This window comes from Pseudomonas urethralis (genome assembly GCF_021602465.1).
In the GTDB taxonomy this organism is placed as follows: Bacteria; Pseudomonadota; Gammaproteobacteria; order Pseudomonadales; family Pseudomonadaceae; genus Aquipseudomonas; species Aquipseudomonas vlassakiae.
In genome coordinates, this window is sequence record NZ_BQIJ01000009.1 from 88,796 (window position 1) to 105,975 (window position 17,180).

Annotated in this window: 15 protein-coding genes; 4 read left to right on the forward strand and 11 right to left on the reverse strand. The window is 63.1% G+C overall.

Annotated elements, in window-relative coordinates:
- Positions 1 to 36: 36 nt before the first annotated feature.
- Positions 37 to 1,377 (reverse strand): HAMP domain-containing sensor histidine kinase, encoded by a 1,341-nt coding sequence (locus tag L6D64_RS16160; RefSeq protein WP_176507040.1) that lies wholly within the window; start codon positions 1,375 to 1,377, stop codon positions 37 to 39.
- Positions 1,377 to 2,069: a response regulator transcription factor gene (locus L6D64_RS16165; protein ID WP_176507042.1), complete on the reverse strand. Its 693-nt coding sequence runs from the start codon at positions 2,067 to 2,069 to the stop codon at positions 1,377 to 1,379. The genes L6D64_RS16160 and L6D64_RS16165 overlap by 1 nt, the downstream gene beginning before the upstream one ends.
- A 193-nt stretch (positions 2,070 to 2,262) precedes the next feature.
- Between L6D64_RS16165 and L6D64_RS16170 the strand changes: the two genes are divergently transcribed.
- The 3 genes from L6D64_RS16170 to L6D64_RS16180 all read left to right on the forward strand — a co-directional run bounded on the left by L6D64_RS16170 (position 2,263) and on the right by L6D64_RS16180 (position 5,426).
- The gene (locus L6D64_RS16170) at positions 2,263 to 4,440 is read left to right on the forward strand and encodes a TonB-dependent siderophore receptor (RefSeq protein ID WP_176507043.1); all 2,178 of its coding nucleotides are present in this window, start codon (positions 2,263 to 2,265) and stop codon (positions 4,438 to 4,440) included.
- A 320-nt stretch (positions 4,441 to 4,760) separates the two neighbouring features.
- Complete coding sequence (locus L6D64_RS16175; protein ID WP_176507045.1) at positions 4,761 to 5,003, forward strand: hypothetical protein; 243 nt, start codon at positions 4,761 to 4,763, stop codon at positions 5,001 to 5,003.
- A 159-nt stretch (positions 5,004 to 5,162) separates the two neighbouring features.
- Positions 5,163 to 5,426 carry a DUF3077 domain-containing protein gene (locus tag L6D64_RS16180; protein ID WP_176507046.1) on the forward strand — a complete coding sequence of 88 codons (264 nt, stop codon included), beginning with the start codon at positions 5,163 to 5,165 and terminating at the stop codon, positions 5,424 to 5,426.
- Between the two features lie 345 nt (positions 5,427 to 5,771).
- On the opposite strand, the gene L6D64_RS16185 is transcribed toward L6D64_RS16180, so the two are convergent.
- The 9 genes from L6D64_RS16185 to exaC form a co-directional block, all read right to left on the reverse strand.
- Positions 5,772 to 6,470, reverse strand: coding sequence for an XRE family transcriptional regulator (locus L6D64_RS16185; RefSeq protein ID WP_176507048.1), 699 nt, complete (start codon positions 6,468 to 6,470; stop codon positions 5,772 to 5,774).
- 177 nt (positions 6,471 to 6,647) lie between these two features.
- On the reverse strand, positions 6,648 to 7,175 hold the full coding sequence (gene ppa, locus L6D64_RS16190) for an inorganic diphosphatase (RefSeq protein ID WP_003255365.1): 528 nt from the start codon (positions 7,173 to 7,175) through the stop codon (positions 6,648 to 6,650).
- Positions 7,176 to 7,268: 93 nt separating this feature from the next.
- Entirely contained in the window at positions 7,269 to 8,084 is an 816-nt protein-coding gene (locus tag L6D64_RS16195) for a M90 family metallopeptidase (protein WP_054886185.1), read from the reverse strand.
- An 8-nt stretch (positions 8,085 to 8,092) separates the two neighbouring features.
- Positions 8,093 to 8,740 carry a DedA family protein gene (locus L6D64_RS16200; RefSeq protein ID WP_054886184.1) on the reverse strand — a complete coding sequence of 216 codons (648 nt, stop codon included), beginning with the start codon at positions 8,738 to 8,740 and terminating at the stop codon, positions 8,093 to 8,095.
- 228 nt (positions 8,741 to 8,968) lie between these two features.
- Positions 8,969 to 9,427 carry a GNAT family N-acetyltransferase gene (locus L6D64_RS16205; RefSeq protein ID WP_054886183.1) on the reverse strand — a complete coding sequence of 153 codons (459 nt, stop codon included), beginning with the start codon at positions 9,425 to 9,427 and terminating at the stop codon, positions 8,969 to 8,971.
- A 109-nt stretch (positions 9,428 to 9,536) separates the two neighbouring features.
- Positions 9,537 to 10,355 (reverse strand): ethanolamine ammonia-lyase subunit EutC, encoded by an 819-nt coding sequence (gene eutC, locus L6D64_RS16210; RefSeq protein WP_176507049.1) that lies wholly within the window; start codon positions 10,353 to 10,355, stop codon positions 9,537 to 9,539.
- A gap of 8 nt (positions 10,356 to 10,363) precedes the next feature.
- Complete coding sequence (locus L6D64_RS16215; protein ID WP_176507051.1) at positions 10,364 to 11,758, reverse strand: ethanolamine ammonia-lyase subunit EutB; 1,395 nt, start codon at positions 11,756 to 11,758, stop codon at positions 10,364 to 10,366.
- Positions 11,759 to 11,804: 46 nt separating this feature from the next.
- Positions 11,805 to 13,253, reverse strand: coding sequence for an ethanolamine permease (eat, locus tag L6D64_RS16220; protein ID WP_176507053.1), 1,449 nt, complete (start codon positions 13,251 to 13,253; stop codon positions 11,805 to 11,807).
- A gap of 216 nt (positions 13,254 to 13,469) precedes the next feature.
- Positions 13,470 to 14,990 (reverse strand): acetaldehyde dehydrogenase ExaC, encoded by a 1,521-nt coding sequence (gene exaC, locus L6D64_RS16225; RefSeq protein ID WP_176507055.1) that lies wholly within the window; start codon positions 14,988 to 14,990, stop codon positions 13,470 to 13,472.
- A 256-nt stretch (positions 14,991 to 15,246) separates the two neighbouring features.
- On the opposite strand from exaC, the gene L6D64_RS16230 reads away from it, so the two are divergent.
- A complete protein-coding gene (locus L6D64_RS16230; RefSeq protein ID WP_176507057.1) occupies positions 15,247 to 17,157 on the forward strand; it encodes a sigma-54-dependent Fis family transcriptional regulator in 1,911 nt (636 codons plus the stop codon).
- The last annotated feature ends 23 nt before the right edge of the window (positions 17,158 to 17,180 follow it).

The window sequence follows — 17,180 nt, forward strand, 5'->3', positions numbered from 1 at the left end:
CAGATGATAAGCAGTGCTGTTTGGGCGTAAAGCGCATTAACTTTCTAAACATTCCTTGCCGATTGGCAGCACCATATGCAGGCACAGGCCAGGGTGACCATTGCTGGCCCACAGCTGGCCGCCTTGCAGTTCGATGGCGCGGCGGGCGATGGCCAGCCCCAGGCCAAAGCCTGCGCCACTGTCGGGCAAGCGTTGGTAGGGCTTGAAGATGCGTTCGAGGTCCGCTTGCGGTACGCCGCGGCCCTGGTCGCTCAGGCGCAGGTGCCAGCAATCGCCCTCACGCCAGCCATCGAGGCTGACCCGGCCGCCGTCGGGCGAATGGCGGATAGCATTGCGCATCAGGTTTTCCAGGGCCTGGGCCAGGCTGTCCAGATGCACCTGCACCCGGCAATCGGTGCCCAGCGAGCAGGACAGGCGCGAGCGGTCCCAGCCACTTTCGAAGCAAATGTCCTGGCACAGCGCTTCCCACACGGAAAGCATCAGCACCGGCTCGGTGGGCAGTTGCGGCTGCTCGGTGTCCATCCAGGCAAGGTCCAGGGTGTCCTCGAGCAGCTTCTGCATGTCGTTGACCTCCCGCTCCAGGCGCTCACGCAGTTGCGCCGGCGTCAAGTCGCTGTCTTGGGCGATGCGCAGCCGCGCCAAGGGCGTGCGCAGTTCGTGGGACAACGTGCGCAACAGCAGGCGCTGTTGCTCAAGGCTTTGCCGCAAGCGCCCGGCCATGTGTTCGAAGGCCTGGGCCAGTTCGCCCAGCTCGTCGCGGCGCTCCTGCAGCGGCAGGCCGTCCAGGTCGTCTGCTCGCAGGGCGTCGGCACGGTCGCGCAGGCGGTTGAGCGGTACCACCAGTTGCCGATAGATCGCCAGTCCCAGCAGCAGGGCCAGCAGTGTGGGCGCGACGCCGTGGGTGATGACATGGGTCCAGGGCGTCAGGCCGGTGGGCAGCAGGCGCTCGGGCAGCTGCATCACCAGGCGGCCAGTCTCGGGGTGTTGCGGGAACTCGATGCTGACGTAGGGCAGTTCATCCTGCAGGCGTCGGCTCATCGGCCAGTCGAGCTTGCGCATGAAGGTCAGGTGGCTGGCCTCTTCGGCGTCCAGCGGTGTGGTGCCCAGGCTTTGCAGGTGCGGCCCGAGCAGCACCGCCCAAGTGTTCTCGGTGTGTTCGAGCTGGCGCCGGAAGGCCTCGGCGCCCGTCGGCCCCGCTTGCTGCCAGGCCTGTTCAGCCTGCTGCGCGTAGCGGGCGAGATAGTCCTGGTCGGCCTGGGAGAGAAAATAGGTGCTGCGCTCCACCGACAGGCCCCAGGTCCAGATCAGCCAGGTCAGCAGCAGACAGAAGCTGACCTGCAAGGCGGCCAGTTTCCACAGCAAGGGGTGTCGGCGCATCAGGCGTGTTCCGTGTCGACCAGCAGGTAACCTTGGCCGCGCACGGCCTGGATCTGCAGGTGCTGGGCGCCGATATCGGCCAGTTTGCGACGCAGGTTGCACACGTGCACATCGAGGCCGCGGTCCAGGCGGGTGTAGGCCCTGTGCAACACAGTCTGATAGAGGAACGGCTTGCTCAGGGCCTCGCCGGGGTGGGCGTTGAGCGTGGCCAGCAAGCGGAACTCGGAAGCGGTCAGGCCGGCCGCTTTGCCGTGCAGCAGTACGTCCTGCCGGTACTGGTCGTAGACCAGCGGGCCGGCTTCGCTGTGCGGCAGCGAATTGCGGCCGAACGCCACGCGCCGCAGCAGGGCATCCACCCGTGCGTCCAGCTCGGCCAGGCTGAAGGGCTTGGGCAGGTAATCGTCCGCGCCGCGGGTAAAGCCGCTGATACGGTCCTGCTCGGCGCCCAGCGCCGACATCAGCATCACTGGCACGGCGTGCTGGCGGCGCAGTTCGTCGAGCAGGCTGAGGCCGTCGATGCCCGGCAGCATGATGTCCAGCAGCACCAGGTCGAAACGGCAGAGCTGCACGGCACTCAATGCCTGGGTGCCGGTGGCGCAGGCGTTGACCCGGAATCCGCGGTTGAGAAAATGGCGCTGCAGGTCCTCACGCAGACGAGCGTCATCTTCGGCGAGGAGGAGTGAGGTGGGCATCGGTTGTCTTTAATGAGAATTCATATCAGTTAGCAATCATCCCACTGCCAGCAAGCAAAGGGCAATCATCCCGTGCTGCCGGCGTGTGTTAAGAAGGTTAATCCTGCTGCACCCTGGTTTTTCGTCCGGTATCGTTCGCAAAAAGCAACGTGTTTCATTTGCGATTAAATATCACTTGGGCGAAGGGTGTGTCATGAGCGGTTTCAAAGGCGTGGGGAGCCCGCGACGGGTGCGGGGATGGCTGGTGCTGGGGCTGCTGGCGCCGTTTTCGTTGTCGGCACTGGCTGAAACAGTGGCGGGTGAGGTGACAGCGGACGACACGTCGCTCGATCTGCCGGCCCTGACCATCGAAGGCAACCGCCTGTACGACATGCTGCCTTCGGAACAGACCGGTGGTTACAGCGTCGATGCCGCCACCGTGGGCACCAAGACCCCGGCGGCACTCAAGGACATACCGCAATCAATTACCGTGTACACCCAGGATTACGTGAAGGACCGCCAGTTCGTGCACCTGGATGACCTGGCCAAGTACACCGCAGGCCTGCGCACCCTGACCAACGACAGTGGCCGTTCGTCGATCTACGCCCGTGGCTATGAGTACAGCGAATTCAACATAGACGGCCTGCCAGCGCCCATGGCCAGCATCTTCGGCACCGTGCCGTCGCTGGCGGCCTTCGACCGGGTCGAGATCATGCGCGGCCCGGCCGGCCTGTTCAGCAGCACCAGCGAGCTGGGCGGCATCGTCAACATGGTGCGCAAGCGCCCGACCGCCGAATTCCAGGGCCATGTCGAAGGCCGCTATGGCACCTGGGACACCAACCACGAAGAAATCGACCTGAGCGGGCCGCTGGACGATGCCGGCCGGGTGCGCGGGCGCTTCATCGCCTCGCGTGACGACACCAACGGTGAAGTGGACTACAACGCCAACACCAGCAACAGCTACTACGGCGCGCTGGATATCGACCTGGACGACGACACCACGCTGTCGTTCGGCCTGATCCACGAAGTGAAGAACATCACCCCGCACAACGGCTACCCGGCGACGCTGTCGGGCGAGGTGCCTGATTTCAGCCATTCGAAGTTCCTCGGCGCCGACTGGAACTACTTCGACGGCGAGACCACCGACCTGGTCGCCGAGCTGACCCACCGCTTCGACAACGGCGGCTATGGCCGCGTCGCCGCCCGCGGCTCGCACCGCGACACCAACTACCTGTATGCCTTCACCGCGACCAATGCCAGCACCGGGGCCAACTCCGAGCGTGCCAGCGCCCGCGACTTCACCCAGGACACCTACTCGCTGGACGCCAGCTACAGCCAGCCGTTCGAGACCTTTGGCCAAGTCAGCGAATTCGTGGTCGGCACCGACTACAAGAACTACGACACCGAGTACCTCAACGGCACCACCAATCTGGGCAGCATCAACGTCAACACCTACACGCCGACGCGCTTCGCCAAGCCGTCGCCGAACTACAGCACCGAGACCGGCATGCAGGAAGAGGAATACGGCCTGTATTCCAAGGTCACCTTCCGCCCGGTCGAGCGCCTGGCGCTGATTGCCGGTGGCCGCTTCAGCTGGTATCGCGGTGATTTCTACACCACCACCCTGAACAGCGGCTCGACAGTCGACGACAACAAGCGCGTCGATGGCCGCTTCACGCCGTATGGCGGCCTGGTCTACGACCTCACCGAAAACCACGCGCTGTACGCCAGCTATTCGCAGGTGTTCAAGCCCCAGTCGGACACCGACGGCAACGGCCGGGTGCTCAAGCCGCGCCAGGGCGAGCAGTACGAATTCGGCCTGAAAAGCAGCTACTTCGGTGGCGACCTGAACACCCGCTTCTCGGTGTTCCGCCTGACCGACAAGAACCGCGCCAGCACCGAGTACGATGCCGATGGCGTGGACACCGGGTTCTCGGTCGCCTCCGGCAAGACCCGGGTCAAGGGCGCGGAAGTGGAAGTCAGCGGCAAGCTGACGCCGAACTGGGAGCTGCTGGCGGGCTACACCTGGATGGAAACCGACACCGTCAAGGGCGATGCCGAAACCACCTTCTTCATCATGCCGCGCAACCAGGCGTCGCTGTGGAGCAAGTACACCATCAGCCAGGGCCCGCTGAACGGGCTGGCCATCGGTGGCGGCGTGTCGGCGATGAGCAACTTCTACTCCGAGAGTGGCGGCGTGCGTATCGATGCGCCGGGCTATGCCACCGTGGATGCGATGCTGTCGTACCCGGTGACCTCGAAGCTGACGGCGACCTTCAACGTCAACAACCTGTTCGACCGGGATTACCTGTCGCGGGTGGGCTCGACCTCGACGTTCAACTTCTATGGGCCATCGCGGAGCATGATGGTCGGGGCGCGGTATGACTTCTAAGTTCAGAAAATTCCCGTTGTTTGTAGTCCATTTCTGAATTAGCTTCCTACCGCCCTTGGGCCATTGCGGTGGTGTTCTCGGCGGAATAGTGTGGGCCTGTCGTTGCCAAAAACGCGACCGGGCCTGCAAGCCCGTACAGACATCAGTACCGCTTTCCGAGCTGCTGCTTGCCAGCAAGTTCGGTCAATGGTGGCTACGTGCGGGAGATCTTCGGATCTGCCGGTTCTCGTCTGTCCGGTCTTGCAGACCCGCACGTAGCCGCCACCCATCAAATGCAAGTGATGACGTGGTGGTCCCTTCGAATACAGACGAGGTTCACCATGCTTAAGATTGTCCCTGATCCACCCCACGATATTCACTCTCTCGAAGACACCCTGATCCAGGCCACCGACTACGCCTTGTGTGCGACGACCGTGGTCCATCAGGCGTTGCTGCTGCAGCCCAAGTCGCCAGTGTCGATCCTGATGATGGCCTCGATGCATGAGCTGGAGGCGCTGCGGGCTTTGCTTGAATCGGCGTTGATCCAGGTGCAGATGCCTGCAAGTCCTCGGACTCTGCATTAAGGCTTGAGTGATGCACTGCCAGGTTTGGCCCTTTCGCGGGTAAACCCGCTCCCACAAGTACAGCGCAAGTTTCAAGCCTGTGGCGATTCCCTGTGGGAGCGGGTGTACCTGCGAAGAAGCCAGTCCCTAGCAACCGAGAATTTTCAGGGAGATTTACAAATGACCACAGACAACACCCATTGCACCGTCGGCAAAACCACCTTCTTCCAAGGTGAAAACCAGACCCACCCATTGTTCCGCATCGAACCCGGTATCCCCTGCCGCGATGCCCGCGAGCAAGCCTCGGAATTGATGGGCTATGTGCGCGAATTGACCATCCTCGGCCTGATGGACGAGAAGCCGATGATGATCTGGGCCTCGCATTACCTGAGCGCGATGGCCAAGGCACTGATGGATGATGCCGAGTTGGGCATGAGGCAGTGATCTGCGTGCCACATTTTCATAGACAAAGAATTTTTCGCCACGAAGCCTGGCCAGGTGCGGTGCATGAGGTGCTTGCACAATTGGCTTGGTATCACTGGTTGAAAAATCTCAAGGCATTAAAAAGCCGGCTTGTGGCCGGCTTCTCGGGGACGCTTCCGACTAATTTATGGTAAGTCGCAACCGCCTTAACTGTGTGGCCAGCAAGGGCCTGAAAGAGATGGCAAACGGTCGTGTGGAACGTCGCCGAGCCCTCTGCAACGCGGCTTGCGCCGGCCGGGGCTGAATGTGCCGCGTAGCATACAAGGGCAGGCGCAGTATGCCCAGCAAAAAATGGCATAGCGTGTGTCAGTCGGGGCGTCGCTGGCGGTAATGCGACCAGTGGAACACCCAGCCCAGTACCTCAAGCTTCTGCGCCTTGCATTGTAGCGGTGTATAGCGCTCCACCACCTCGCGCCGATTGTGGCTGTGGAGGCACAGCGTGCCTTGATGGCCGAGGCTCAGGCTGTTCACCCTGAGCCTGCCGTTGTGCAGCAGGGCATAGATCTCGCCATCCACCACCCGGGTGTAGCTGAGGTCGATCGCCAGGATGGCATCGCGCGGGATCCACGGCACCATGTTGGCGGCAGGCATGGTCATGCAGATGGCCTGGTCCACGGGCACGGCCAATGCCTCCAGCGCAGGTGCCGGCATTGCCATATGGTGGCCGTCTAGCGCTATGAGCTGGCCGTTGCGCAGTTCGTGAAAGGGCACGTGCACCAAGGCAGCAGGCGACTCCGATGGCAAACCGGCATTGTGCGTCGGAATGGTCTGGGGCGCGTACATGCGCAGCAACGAATGTGGGTGCTTGGGACCTTCGCCGGTCAGCAGCCAGCGGCGTTGCACGCAGAACAACTCGGCCATTTCATCGAGGCGGGCAATGGGGATGCCCCGGGTGAACCAGTTGTTGATGTGCTGCGACGACACGCGACGTTGGGCAGCGAATTCTGAGGGGGTAAGGCCACATTCCCGAAGGAGTGCCTTGAGGCGGTCACCGGATCTGTTCATATCGCCGAGTGTAGCGGCCGATTGCTAGTAGCGAAATGAACGTGATGTTGATGTGAACGGTGTGAAAAATGCCGGGATGTAGGGCAAAGGCGTAGGACAGGGTAGGATTTTTTACCGACCTCCTGCGTGACCCATAAAAAAACCCCGCCGAGGCGGGGTTTTTTCAGTAAAGCGGTATCAGCCTTTGTAGGCAGCGACCGATTTGGTGATCGCGGCGCGGGCGGCGTCGGCGCCTTCCCAGCCTTCGATCTTGACCCACTTGCCCTTCTCCAGATCCTTGTAGTTGGCGAAGAAGTGCTCGATCTGCTGGATCAGCAGGGCTGGCAGGTCGGTGTATTCCTTCACGTCGACGTACAGCTGGCTCAGCTTGTCGTGAGGCACGGCGATGACCTTGGCGTCGCCGCCGCCGTCGTCGGTCATGTTCAGCACGCCGACCGGACGGGCACGGATGACCGAGCCAGGAGCAACCGGGTATGGGGTCACGACCAGCACGTCCAGCGGATCACCGTCGTCGGCCAGGGTGTTCGGGATGAAACCGTAGTTGGCCGGGTAGAACATCGGGGTGGCCATGAAGCGATCGACGAACAGGGTGTCGCTGTCCTTGTCGATTTCGTACTTGATCGGCGCGTGGTTGGCCGGGATCTCGATGGCGACGTAGATGTCGTTCGGCAGGTCTTTGCCAGCCGGAATCTTGCTGTAGCTCATTGGGCAGTGCCCCCGTGTTTGATCAAAAAAGTGGCGGCGATTATAGGCACATTCTGCCAGGCCATGCCACGTGTGGACGGATGTGCGGCCGCATCAGGCGTGGCTTTCGCGGTAATCCGGGTGCCCGGCCTGCAGCTTCAGCAGGCGCTCGAGCGGGTTCTGCCGGTAGAACAGCGACAGCTGCTGGTACACCTGTGGATAAGCCTGCTGCAGCAGGTCGGGAGCGCTGAAGAAATACTCACTGGTGACGGCGAAGAATTCCGCCGGGTTTTCCGCCGCGTAGGGGTCGATGGCGGTTTCAGCGTCGGGGTCGGCGTCGAGCTGGCGGTTGAGGTCGTCGTAGGCCTGCTGCATGGCCGCTGCCCAGTCTTCCACGCGCATGCCGGGGTGCAGCGGCGGCAGGCCGTTGGCATCGCCATTGAGCATGTCGAGCTTGTGTGCCAGCTCGTGAATCACCAGGTTGTAGGCCTCCCAGCCGCCACTGGCCAGCACCCCGGCCCAGGCCAGGATGATCGGCCCCTGCTGCCAGGCTTCGCCGCTGTGTTCGGCATCCCACGCGTGCTCCACGCCAGTGGCATCGCGGTGGCGCTGCGGGCTCTTGAAGTCATCGGGGTAGAGAATGATCTCGTGGAAGCCCTGGTACCAGTTCAACTCGCCCAGGTGCAGCAGTGGTAGCTGCGCCTGGGCGGCGAGAAACAGGCGCTGCTCGTCGTCCAGCTCGACCCCGGGGAGGGTGGTCAGGTGCTTGTCGAGCAGGAACAGGATGCAGGCTTCGCGCAGCCACTGGTCTTCGGCATCGGTGATGCCATCGAGCATCGGCAGGCGATCACGGATCACCTGCCATTGCTGTGGGTCGATAGGGTAGCGTGCGAGTGTGCGCTTGCGCCGCCAGGCGCTGAAGGACCACATGCCTGCTGTCAGTGGGCCTTGGCGGTGCGGCCCAGGCGGCTGCGCAGCAGGCCGAGGATCATCGGTACCAGCGACAGCAGGATGATGGCGACCACCATCAGCGACAGGTGCTGCTTGATGAACGGCACATTGCCGAAGAAGTAGCCCAGGGTCACCAGGCCACCGACCCACAGCAACGAGCCGGCCACGCTGAAGCCCAGGAAACGCGGGTAGTGCATGTGCGCGATACCGGCCACGAACGGCGCGAAGGTGCGCAGGATCGGCAGGAAGCGCGCCATGGTTACGGTCTTGCCGCCATGGCGTTCATAGAAGTCGTGGGTCCGCTGCAGGTAGTCGCGGCGGAAGATCTTCGAATTGGGGTTGCTGAACAGTTTTTCGCCTGTGGTGCGACCGATGATGTAGTTGGTGCTGTCGCCGAGGATGGCGGCGGCCATCAGCAGGCCTGCCAGCAGGACCGGGTCCATGCCGCCGCCGGCGGCCACGGCGCCGGCGATGAACAGCAGCGAGTCGCCCGGCAGGAACGGCATCACCACCAGGCCGGTTTCGCAGAAGATCACAGCAAACAGGATCGCGTAGATCCAGGGGCCGTAGTTGGTGACCAGCAGATCGAGGTAGGCATCGAGATGCAGGATTAAGTCCAGCGGGTTGAATTCCATGTACAGCACCTGTGTTCTTGACCCGCCTATACGGGCACGCGATGACGGACAATGCCCTGGGCGTCGGCATGACTACCTGTGAGTGGGTAAAATTTCACACATGACAGGTCGAAGCATTATACGGCCAAGTAGGAAACCTGCCCGTAGAGTTTGTAGCGAGGGGTTACCGTGCAAGCCTGTCCGGGCCTCTTCGTGGGAGCGGGTTTACCCGCGAAGAGGCCGGTATGGTCAGTCCTGGCTGATCGGCAAGATGTAGTTCTCGAACTCGGTGTCCTTGCGAAAGCCTATCGACTCATAGGTCTTGCGCGCCACCTCGTTGTTGGCGCTGGTCGATACCCGCATGCGCACGGCCTGGGTCTGCTTGGCCATTTTCTTGGCCTCGCGCATCAGATGGTCGGCCACCAGCATGCGCCGCGAGTCTTCGGCGACAAAGATGTCGTTGAGGATCCATACGCGTTTGAGCGAAAGCGATGAAAAGCTCGGGTACAGTTGACAGAAACCGAGCAATTTACCGTCATCGTCATCCGCCAAGGCCAGGTAGATCACCGATTCGTCGCGTTTGAGGCGTTTCTCGAGAAAGGCTCGCGAGCTGTCGGGGAAAGGGAGCTGCCCGTAGAACTCGCGGTATCTGACGAACAGCGGGGTGAGCAGGTCGAGGTGTTCCAGGGTTGCCTTGATGATGCGCATGTGCGGCCCTCAGAGTCCATTTGGGGAAACGGCGGAAAGCCTGCAGCTTTCATGGGCATGCTGCCCCAATGCTGGCCGTCAGTGCAATCCGCCTTCCGTTACAGGTTCTTTAACCTTCACCGAGCAGGAAGTTGCCGCGCTGATTGGGGGTATTTTCACTGTCGATGCTATGGACCTCGGCTTCGTCCTTCAGATTCACTCCGGAAAGCTGCCGCCGGCAGGCTTCGCGCATCAGGTATAGCAGGCGGTGGGCCGCCATGCCGTAACTCAGGCCCTCCAGGCGGATGTTGGAGATGCAGTTGCGGTAGGCATCGGTCAGGCCGACCTTTGGGGCGTAGGTGAAATACAGGCCCAGGCTGTCTGGCGAGCTCAGCCCTGGGCGCTCGCCGATCAGCATCACGGTCATGCGTGCCCCGAGCAATTGGCCCACTTCGTCCGCCACGGCAACCCGGCCTTGCTCGACCAGCACCACCGGGGCGCTGGTCCAGCCATCGGCTGCGGCCTGCTCCTCGAAGCGGGCCAGGAATGGCAGGGTATGGCGGTGCACGGCCAGGGCCGAGAGGCCGTCGGCGACCACGATGGCCAGGTCGACGCCTTCAGGGTTGGCCTGGGCATGCTGGCGCAAGCGCTCGGCCGAGTCTTGGTTCAGCCGCCGGCCCAAGTCGGGGCGTTGCAGGTATTGGTGGCGGTCAGTGGCGGCGCTATGCAGCACCAGGCTATCGCGGCCACGGTCCTTGAGCTGTTCACTCAGGGTGGCGTGGTCGAAGGCCAGGTGCACGGCGTCGCGGGCCTGGGCGTGGGCGAACTGGAAGTCCAGTTGCGCACCGGTGGGCAGGCTGGTGCCGCAACGGCCCAGGGCGATGCGTGCCGGGGTCAGGTTGCGCAGGGCCAGCCAAGGGTTGTCCGGGGTGGGGGATCGGTCTGCCATGGTCACCTCTAAGCCAGCTGTGCCAAGGCCTGGCGGAATGCCGGCGGCAGGTTGTCGCCAAAGCGCACGCGGCCATCGGCCTGGGTGAAGATGCCGGTGCGTTGCAGCCAGGCTTCGAATTCCGGCCCGGGCTTCAGGCCCAGGGTCTGGCGCGCATACAGCGCATCGTGGAACGACGTGGTCTGGTAGTTGAGCATGATGTCGTCGGAGCCTGGGATGCCCATGATGAAATTGATCCCGGCCACACCCAGCAGGGTCAGCAGGGTGTCCATGTCGTCCTGGTCGGCTTCGGCGTGGTTGGTGTAGCAGATGTCGCAGCCCATCGGCACGCCGAGCAGCTTGCCGCAGAAGTGGTCTTCGAGGCCGGCGCGGATGATCTGCTTGCCGTTGTACAGGTATTCAGGGCCGATGAAGCCGACCACGGTGTTGACCAGGAACGGCTTGAAGTGGCGGGCCACGGCGTAGGCGCGGGTCTCACAGGTTTGCTGGTCGACGCCGTGGTGGGCATTGGCCGACAGCGCGCTGCCTTGGCCGGTTTCGAAGTACATCAGGTTCTGCCCGAGGGTGCCGCGCTTGAGCGACAGGCCGGCCTCGTAGCCTTCCTGCAGCACGTTAAGGTTGATGCCGAAGCCGGCGTTGGCCGCCTCGGTGCCAGCGATCGACTGGAACACCAGGTCCAGCGGCACGCCGCGGTTGATCGCTTCGATCGAGGTGGTGACGTGGGTAAGCACGCAGGCCTGGGTGGGAATGTCGTAGCGCTGGATGATGGCGTCGAGCATTTCCAGCAGGGCGCAGATCGAGGCGATGCTGTCGGTGGCCGGGTTGATGCCGATCATGGCGTCGCCGTTGCCGTAGAGCAGGCCGTCGAGGATGCTGGCGGCGATACCGGCCGGCTCGTCGGTCGGGTGGTTGGGTTGCAGGCGGGTCGACAGGCGCCCGCGCAGGCCCATGGTGCCGCGGAACCGGGTGACCACGCGGATCTTCTGCGCCACCAGCACCAGGTCCTGCACACGCATGATCTTCGACACGGCGGCGGCCATTTCCGGGGTCAGCCCAGGGGCGAGGGCGCTCAGGCTCTGCTCATCAGCTTCTTCGCTGAGCAGCCAGTCGCGCAGGCCGCCAACGGTCAGGTGGCTGACCGGGGCGAAGGCCTGGGCGTCGTGGGTGTCGACGATCAGCCGGGTGATCTCGTCCTGTTCATAGGGGATCAAAGCTTCATTCAGAAAATGTGTCAGCGGGATGTTGGCCAAGGCCATCTGCGCGGCGACCCGTTCGCCGTCGTTGCTGGCGGCGACGCCGGCCAGAAAGTCTCCGGAACGGGCCGGGCTGGCCTTGGCCATCACGTCCTTGAGGCTGTCGAAGCGGTAGACCAGGTGGCCCACCGTGTGTACGAAACTTGCCATACAGAATCTCCATAGCCGCGGGCTGGCCCGCGGCAGGTGGCGGCGATCAGTGCAGTGCCTCTTCGGCCTTCTGGATCGCGGCGAATTCCTCTTCCGGTGTGCCGGCAACCAGGTGGTGGCGGCTGTACAACGCAAAATAGGCGATGAATACCGCGTAGATCACGGCAGCGCCAATCACCACCCGTGGGTCGACCAGGAAGCCCGCGACCACGGCGATACAGGCCAGCACCAGGGCCAGGCCCGAGGTGAAGATGCCGCCGGGGGTGCGGTAAGGGCGTTCCATTTTTGGCCGACGGATACGCAGGGTGATGTGCGCGGCCATCATCAGCACATACGACAGTGTGGCACCGAATACCGCCACCAGGATCAGCAGGTCACCCTGGCCGGTCAGCGAAAGGGCGAAACCGATGATCCCGGGGATCACCAGCGCCATGACCGGGGCCTTGCTCTGGTTGGTTTCCGACAGCTTGCGCGGCAGGTAGCCCGCGCGAGAAAGGGCGAAGATCTGCCGCGAATAGGCGTAGATGATCGAGAAGAAACTGGCGATCAGGCCGGCCAGGCCTACCAGGTTGACGAAACTGCCCATCCAGGTGGAGCCGCCGTAGGCCTTGGCCAGTGCTTCGACCAGCGGGTTGCCCGAGGCCTTCAGGGCTTCGGAGCCTGCGCCGCCAGGGCCGACCACCAGGATCAGCAGGGCGAACGCCAGCAGTACCAGCATTGCGCCGATCAGGCCGCGTGGCAGGTCGCGCTTGGGGTTCTTGGTTTCTTCAGCGGCCAGTGGCACCCCTTCGACGGCGAGGAAGAACCAGATGGCATAGGGGATCGCGGCCCACACGCCGACATAGCCGAATGGCAGGAAGCTGCTGGCGCCCGCGGCGTCCGTTTTGGCGATGTCGAACAGGTTGGCTGCATCAAAATGGGGCACCATGGCCACCAGGAATACGGCCAGGGCAATGGCTGCGACTGCGGTGATGATGAACATCAGTTTCAGCGCTTCACCCACGCCGAAGATGTGAATGCCGATAAACACCACATAGAAGGCCAGGTAAATCATCCAGCCGCCGATGCCGAACAATGACTGGCAGTAGGCGCCGATGAACGTGGCGATGGCGGCAGGGGCGATGGCGTACTCGATGAGGATCGCCGTGCCGGTCAAAAAGCCGCCCCACGGGCCGAAGGCGCTGCGGGCAAAACCGTAGCCGCCGCCAGCGGTGGGGATCATCGAGGAGAGCTCGGCCAGCGAGAAGCACATGCACAGGTACATGGTCGCCATCAGCAGGGTGGCGAGGAACATGCCGCCCCAGCCGCCCTGGGCGAGGCCGAAGTTCCAGCCGGCGTAGTCGCCGGAAATCACGTAAGCAACGCCCAGGCCCACCAGCAGTACCCAGCCGGCGGCGCCTTTTTTCAGTTCACGTTGCTGGAAATAGTCCGAACCGACTTTTTCGAAGTCGACGGAAGAACCTGCCGGCACGCCGGCGGAATGATCGCTTGGCATAGATTCACCTGTTGTTTTTCTTGATGGCCGGAAGGGCTCCGGGCCGATGGTGATAGGTACTGCAGGAAGCGAGCCAGAGCGGTTGGGGCTCTGGGTTCTGTGGAAGCGGGTCTGGCCTCTTCGCGGCTAAAGCCGCTCCCACAGGGGATTGCACAGTTTTCAGGCTTGTGCGGTCCCTGTGGGAGCGGGTTTACCCGCGAAGCAGGCGACTCGGTCTTAGAAGAAGCCCAACGGGTTGATGTCGTAGCTCACCAGCAGGTTCTTGGTCTGCTGGTAGTGGTCGAGCATCATCTTGTGGGTTTCACGGCCGACGCCGGACTTCTTGTAGCCACCGAATGCGGCATGCGCCGGGTACAGGTGGTAGCAGTTGGTCCACACGCGGCCCGCCTTGATGCCACGGCCCATGCGGTAGGCGCGGTTGATGTCGCGGGTCCACACGCCGGCACCGAGGCCGAACTCGGTGTCGTTGGCAATGGCCAGGGCTTCGGCTTCGTCCTTGAAGGTGGTGACGCTGACCACTGGGCCGAAGATTTCTTCCTGGAACACGCGCATGCGGTTGTTGCCTTTGAGCAGGGTCGGCTGGATGTAGTAACCGGTGGCCAGCGAGCCTTCGAGTTTTTCCACCTTGCCGCCGGTCAGCAGCTCGGCGCCTTCCTGCTGGGCGATGTCGAGGTACGAGAGGATCTTCTCGAACTGCTGCTGGGAGGCCTGGGCGCCGACCATGGTGTCGGTGTCGAGCGGGTCGCCGCGCTTGATTTGCAGGACCTTCTTCATCACCACTTCCATGAACTGCGGGTAGATCGATTCCTGCACCAGCGCGCGCGATGGGCAGGTGCACACCTCGCCCTGGTTGAAGAACGCCAGCACCATGCCTTCGGCGGCCTTGTCGATGAAGCTCGGCTCGGCCTGCATGATGTCTTCGAAGTACACGTTCGGCGACTTGCCACCCAGCTCGACGGTGGACGGGATGATGTTCTCGGCCGCGCATTTCATGATGTGCGAGCCGACCGGGGTGGAGCCGGTGAAGGCGATCTTGGCGATGCGCTTGCTGGTGGCCAGTGCTTCACCGGCCTCGCGGCCATAGCCTTGCACCACGTTGAGCACGCCTTTGGGCAGCAGGTCGCCAATCAGCTCGACCAGCACGGTGATGCCCAGTGGTGTCTGTTCGGCCGGCTTGAGCACCACGCAGTTGCCGGCGGCCAGGGCTGGGGCAAGCTTCCAGGCGGCCATCAGGATCGGGAAGTTCCACGGGATGATCTGCCCGACCACACCCAGTGGCTCATGGATGTGATAGGCCACGGTGTTTTCGTTGATTTCGGCAGCGCCGCCTTCCTGGGCGCGGATGCAGCCGGCAAAGTAGCGGAAGTGGTCGACGGCCAGCGGGATATCGGCATTGAGGGTTTCGCGGATCGGCTTGCCGTTGTCCCAGGTTTCGGTAATGGCCAGGATTTCCAGGTTCTGCTCGATACGGTCGGCAATCTTCAGCAGGATGTTGGAGCGGTCCTGTACCGAGGTGCGGCCCCAGGCGTCGGCGGCGGCATGGGCGGCATCCAGGGCTTTCTCGATGTCTTCGGCAGTGGAACGCGGGAATTCGGCGATCAGCTGGCCGTTCACCGGGGAAGTGTTGTCGAAGTACTGGCCTTTGACGGGGGCCACGAATTCGCCACCGATGAAGTTGCCGTAGCGGTTCTTGAAGGAAACCTTCGCGCCCTCGGTACCGGGATGTGCGTAACGCATGGTGTGTCTCCTGGCTGTTATGTTTGTTGAGGAGTTGGAAAGCGTAGAGCAAAGGTTGGGCCAGCGTGGTGCAAGCCAGTGGAATCAATGACTTGGGTCAAGCTGCAATGCGGGCGGGAAGCGGCCCTGTGCCAAGCCTGGCACGCCCGGGGTGACACTTTGTACCGTTTGCGACACGTTGCCGGTGGGCACGTTGCAAACCCTGCCCGGGTGGAGGATGCTGGCGTGAATCTCTATCTGCGGAGAACAACAACAAATGCAGAGCAACTCATTCAGCCGCCATGCCCAGCAGGTGCATACCGTCGCCCGTGGTGAAGCTGGCAGCGACCCGTCGATTGCCCGCTCCTGGTTGCGCTGCCTGGACGACTATCATCTCGACCCGTCAGTGATCGAGGCGCCGGTGGTGCTGGAACACGGCCGCCTGCTCGAGAGCCGCGAGCGCCTGCGCCAGGTGCTGAAGATCGCCGACAGCGAGATGAACAGCCTGCACCAGCAGCTCTCCGGTGCCGGCCATGCGGTGCTGCTGACCGATGCCCGAGGGGTGATCCTCAATTGTGTCACCGCGCCCAGCGAGCGGCGCAACTTCGAGCGTGCCGGGCTGTGGCTGGGCGCTGACTGGAGCGAGGCGCGCGAGGGTACCAATGGCATCGGCACCTGCCTGGTCGAGCGCCAGGCCCTGACCATTCACCAGAATGAACACTTTCGCGGCCGCCATACCGGGCTGACCTGCTCGGCGAGCCCGGTGTTCGACCCGCACGGTGAGCTGCTGGCGGTGCTCGATGTGTCCTCGGCGCGGCCGGACGTGTCGCGCCAGAGCCAGTTCCACACCATGGCGCTGGTCAACCTTTCGGCGAAGATGATCGAGAGCTGCTATTTCCTGCGTCATTTCGAGCAGCAGTGGTTGCTGCGCATCCACGTGCAGGCGGAGTCGGTCGGCCAGTTCAGTGAAGGGTTGCTGGCGTTCGACGGCGATGGTCGGATCTGCGCCGCCAACCAGAGTGCCCTGAACCTGCTCGGGACCATTCGCGGGGGCGTGTTGGGCAAACCGCTGGAGATGTTCTTCGCCTGCAGCCACGACGAGCTGTTCAGCCGCGCTACGCCAGGCGGCAGTACGGTCTGGCCGTTGCGCACCCGTGATGGACGCCAGGTGTTCGCCAGCCTGCGCGGCCAGGCGCAGGCGCCGCGATGGACGGTGCCGGCCAGCCTGCCCCAGGCCAGGCCTGCCGCAGCGTCGGGCATCTGCCTGCTGGACCCGGCCCTGCAACTCGATTTTCAACGTGCCGTGCGCGTGTTCGAGCGCGATGTGCCGCTGCTGCTGCGCGGCGAGACCGGTTGCGGTAAAGAAGCCTTTGCCCAGGCCGTGCACCAGGCCAGCCAGCGCCGTGGCAAGCCGTTCGTGGCGGTCAACTGTGCGTCGATCCCCGAGAGCCTGATCGAAAGTGAGCTGTTCGGCTACCGCGGTGGCAGCTTTACCGGAGCACGCAAAGAGGGCATGCGTGGCAAGCTGCTGCAGGCCGATGGCGGTACCTTGTTGCTGGACGAGATAGGCGACATGCCGCTGGCGTTGCAGACCCGCCTGTTGCGGGTGCTGGAAGAGCGCCAGGTGGTGCCGATTGGTGGTGAGCCGCAGGCGGTGGATGTGCGGATCGTCAGCGCCACTCACCGCGACTTGCTGGAACGGGTGGATCAGGGCAGTTTCCGCGAAGACCTGTACTACCGGCTCAATGGCCTGGAGGTGGCGCTGCCAGCGGTGCGCGAGCGTAGTGACAAGGAGCAGTTGCTGGATTTCCTGCTGCATCAAGAGGCACAGGGGCAGGTGGTCCGATTGGCGCCCGAGGCGCGTCAGGCACTGCTTGGCTTTGCCTGGCCGGGGAACGTCCGGCAGATGCGCAACGTGCTACGGACCTTGGTGGCGCTGTGCGAAGACACCATCATCCACTTCCTGGACCTTCCCGCCATCATCAAGACGTACGCGCCCTCTGTGGGAGCGGCTGTCGAGCCTGAAGTTTCGGAGGGCGTCGATGTATTGCAGAGCGCTGAACATCAGGCGCTGATGGAAGTGCTGGAAGCAAAACACTGGCACCTGACCCGGGTCGCCGAGCACCTGGGCATCAGCCGCAATACCTTATATCGAAAACTTCGAAAACACGGCATCAGCCGCGTGTAATAACCGAAAGAGCGTGTGCGATT

Bases quoted from the DNA above. Each gene is read 5' to 3' on its own strand.
- L6D64_RS16170 (WP_176507043.1), top strand. From the start codon at position 2,263: ATGAGCGGTTTCAAAGGCGTGGGGAGCCCGCGACGGGTGCGGGGATGG.
- L6D64_RS16185 (WP_176507048.1), bottom strand. From the start codon at position 6,470: ATGAACAGATCCGGTGACCGCCTCAAGGCACTCCTTCGGGAATGTGGC.
- L6D64_RS16205 (WP_054886183.1), bottom strand. From the start codon at position 9,427: ATGCGCATCATCAAGGCAACCCTGGAACACCTCGACCTGCTCACCCCG.
- L6D64_RS16230 (WP_176507057.1), top strand. From the start codon at position 15,247: ATGCAGAGCAACTCATTCAGCCGCCATGCCCAGCAGGTGCATACCGTC.
- L6D64_RS16200 (WP_054886184.1), bottom strand. From the start codon at position 8,740: ATGGAATTCAACCCGCTGGACTTAATCCTGCATCTCGATGCCTACCTC.
- L6D64_RS16165 (WP_176507042.1), bottom strand. From the start codon at position 2,069: ATGCCCACCTCACTCCTCCTCGCCGAAGATGACGCTCGTCTGCGTGAG.
- eat (WP_176507053.1), bottom strand. From the start codon at position 13,253: ATGCCAAGCGATCATTCCGCCGGCGTGCCGGCAGGTTCTTCCGTCGAC.
- L6D64_RS16195 (WP_054886185.1), bottom strand. From the start codon at position 8,084: ATGTGGTCCTTCAGCGCCTGGCGGCGCAAGCGCACACTCGCACGCTAC.
- eutC (WP_176507049.1), bottom strand. From the start codon at position 10,355: ATGGCAGACCGATCCCCCACCCCGGACAACCCTTGGCTGGCCCTGCGC.
- L6D64_RS16160 (WP_176507040.1), bottom strand. From the start codon at position 1,377: ATGCGCCGACACCCCTTGCTGTGGAAACTGGCCGCCTTGCAGGTCAGC.
- ppa (WP_003255365.1), bottom strand. From the start codon at position 7,175: ATGAGCTACAGCAAGATTCCGGCTGGCAAAGACCTGCCGAACGACATC.
- exaC (WP_176507055.1), bottom strand. From the start codon at position 14,990: ATGCGTTACGCACATCCCGGTACCGAGGGCGCGAAGGTTTCCTTCAAG.
- L6D64_RS16180 (WP_176507046.1), top strand. From the start codon at position 5,163: ATGACCACAGACAACACCCATTGCACCGTCGGCAAAACCACCTTCTTC.
- L6D64_RS16215 (WP_176507051.1), bottom strand. From the start codon at position 11,758: ATGGCAAGTTTCGTACACACGGTGGGCCACCTGGTCTACCGCTTCGAC.
- L6D64_RS16175 (WP_176507045.1), top strand. From the start codon at position 4,761: ATGCTTAAGATTGTCCCTGATCCACCCCACGATATTCACTCTCTCGAA.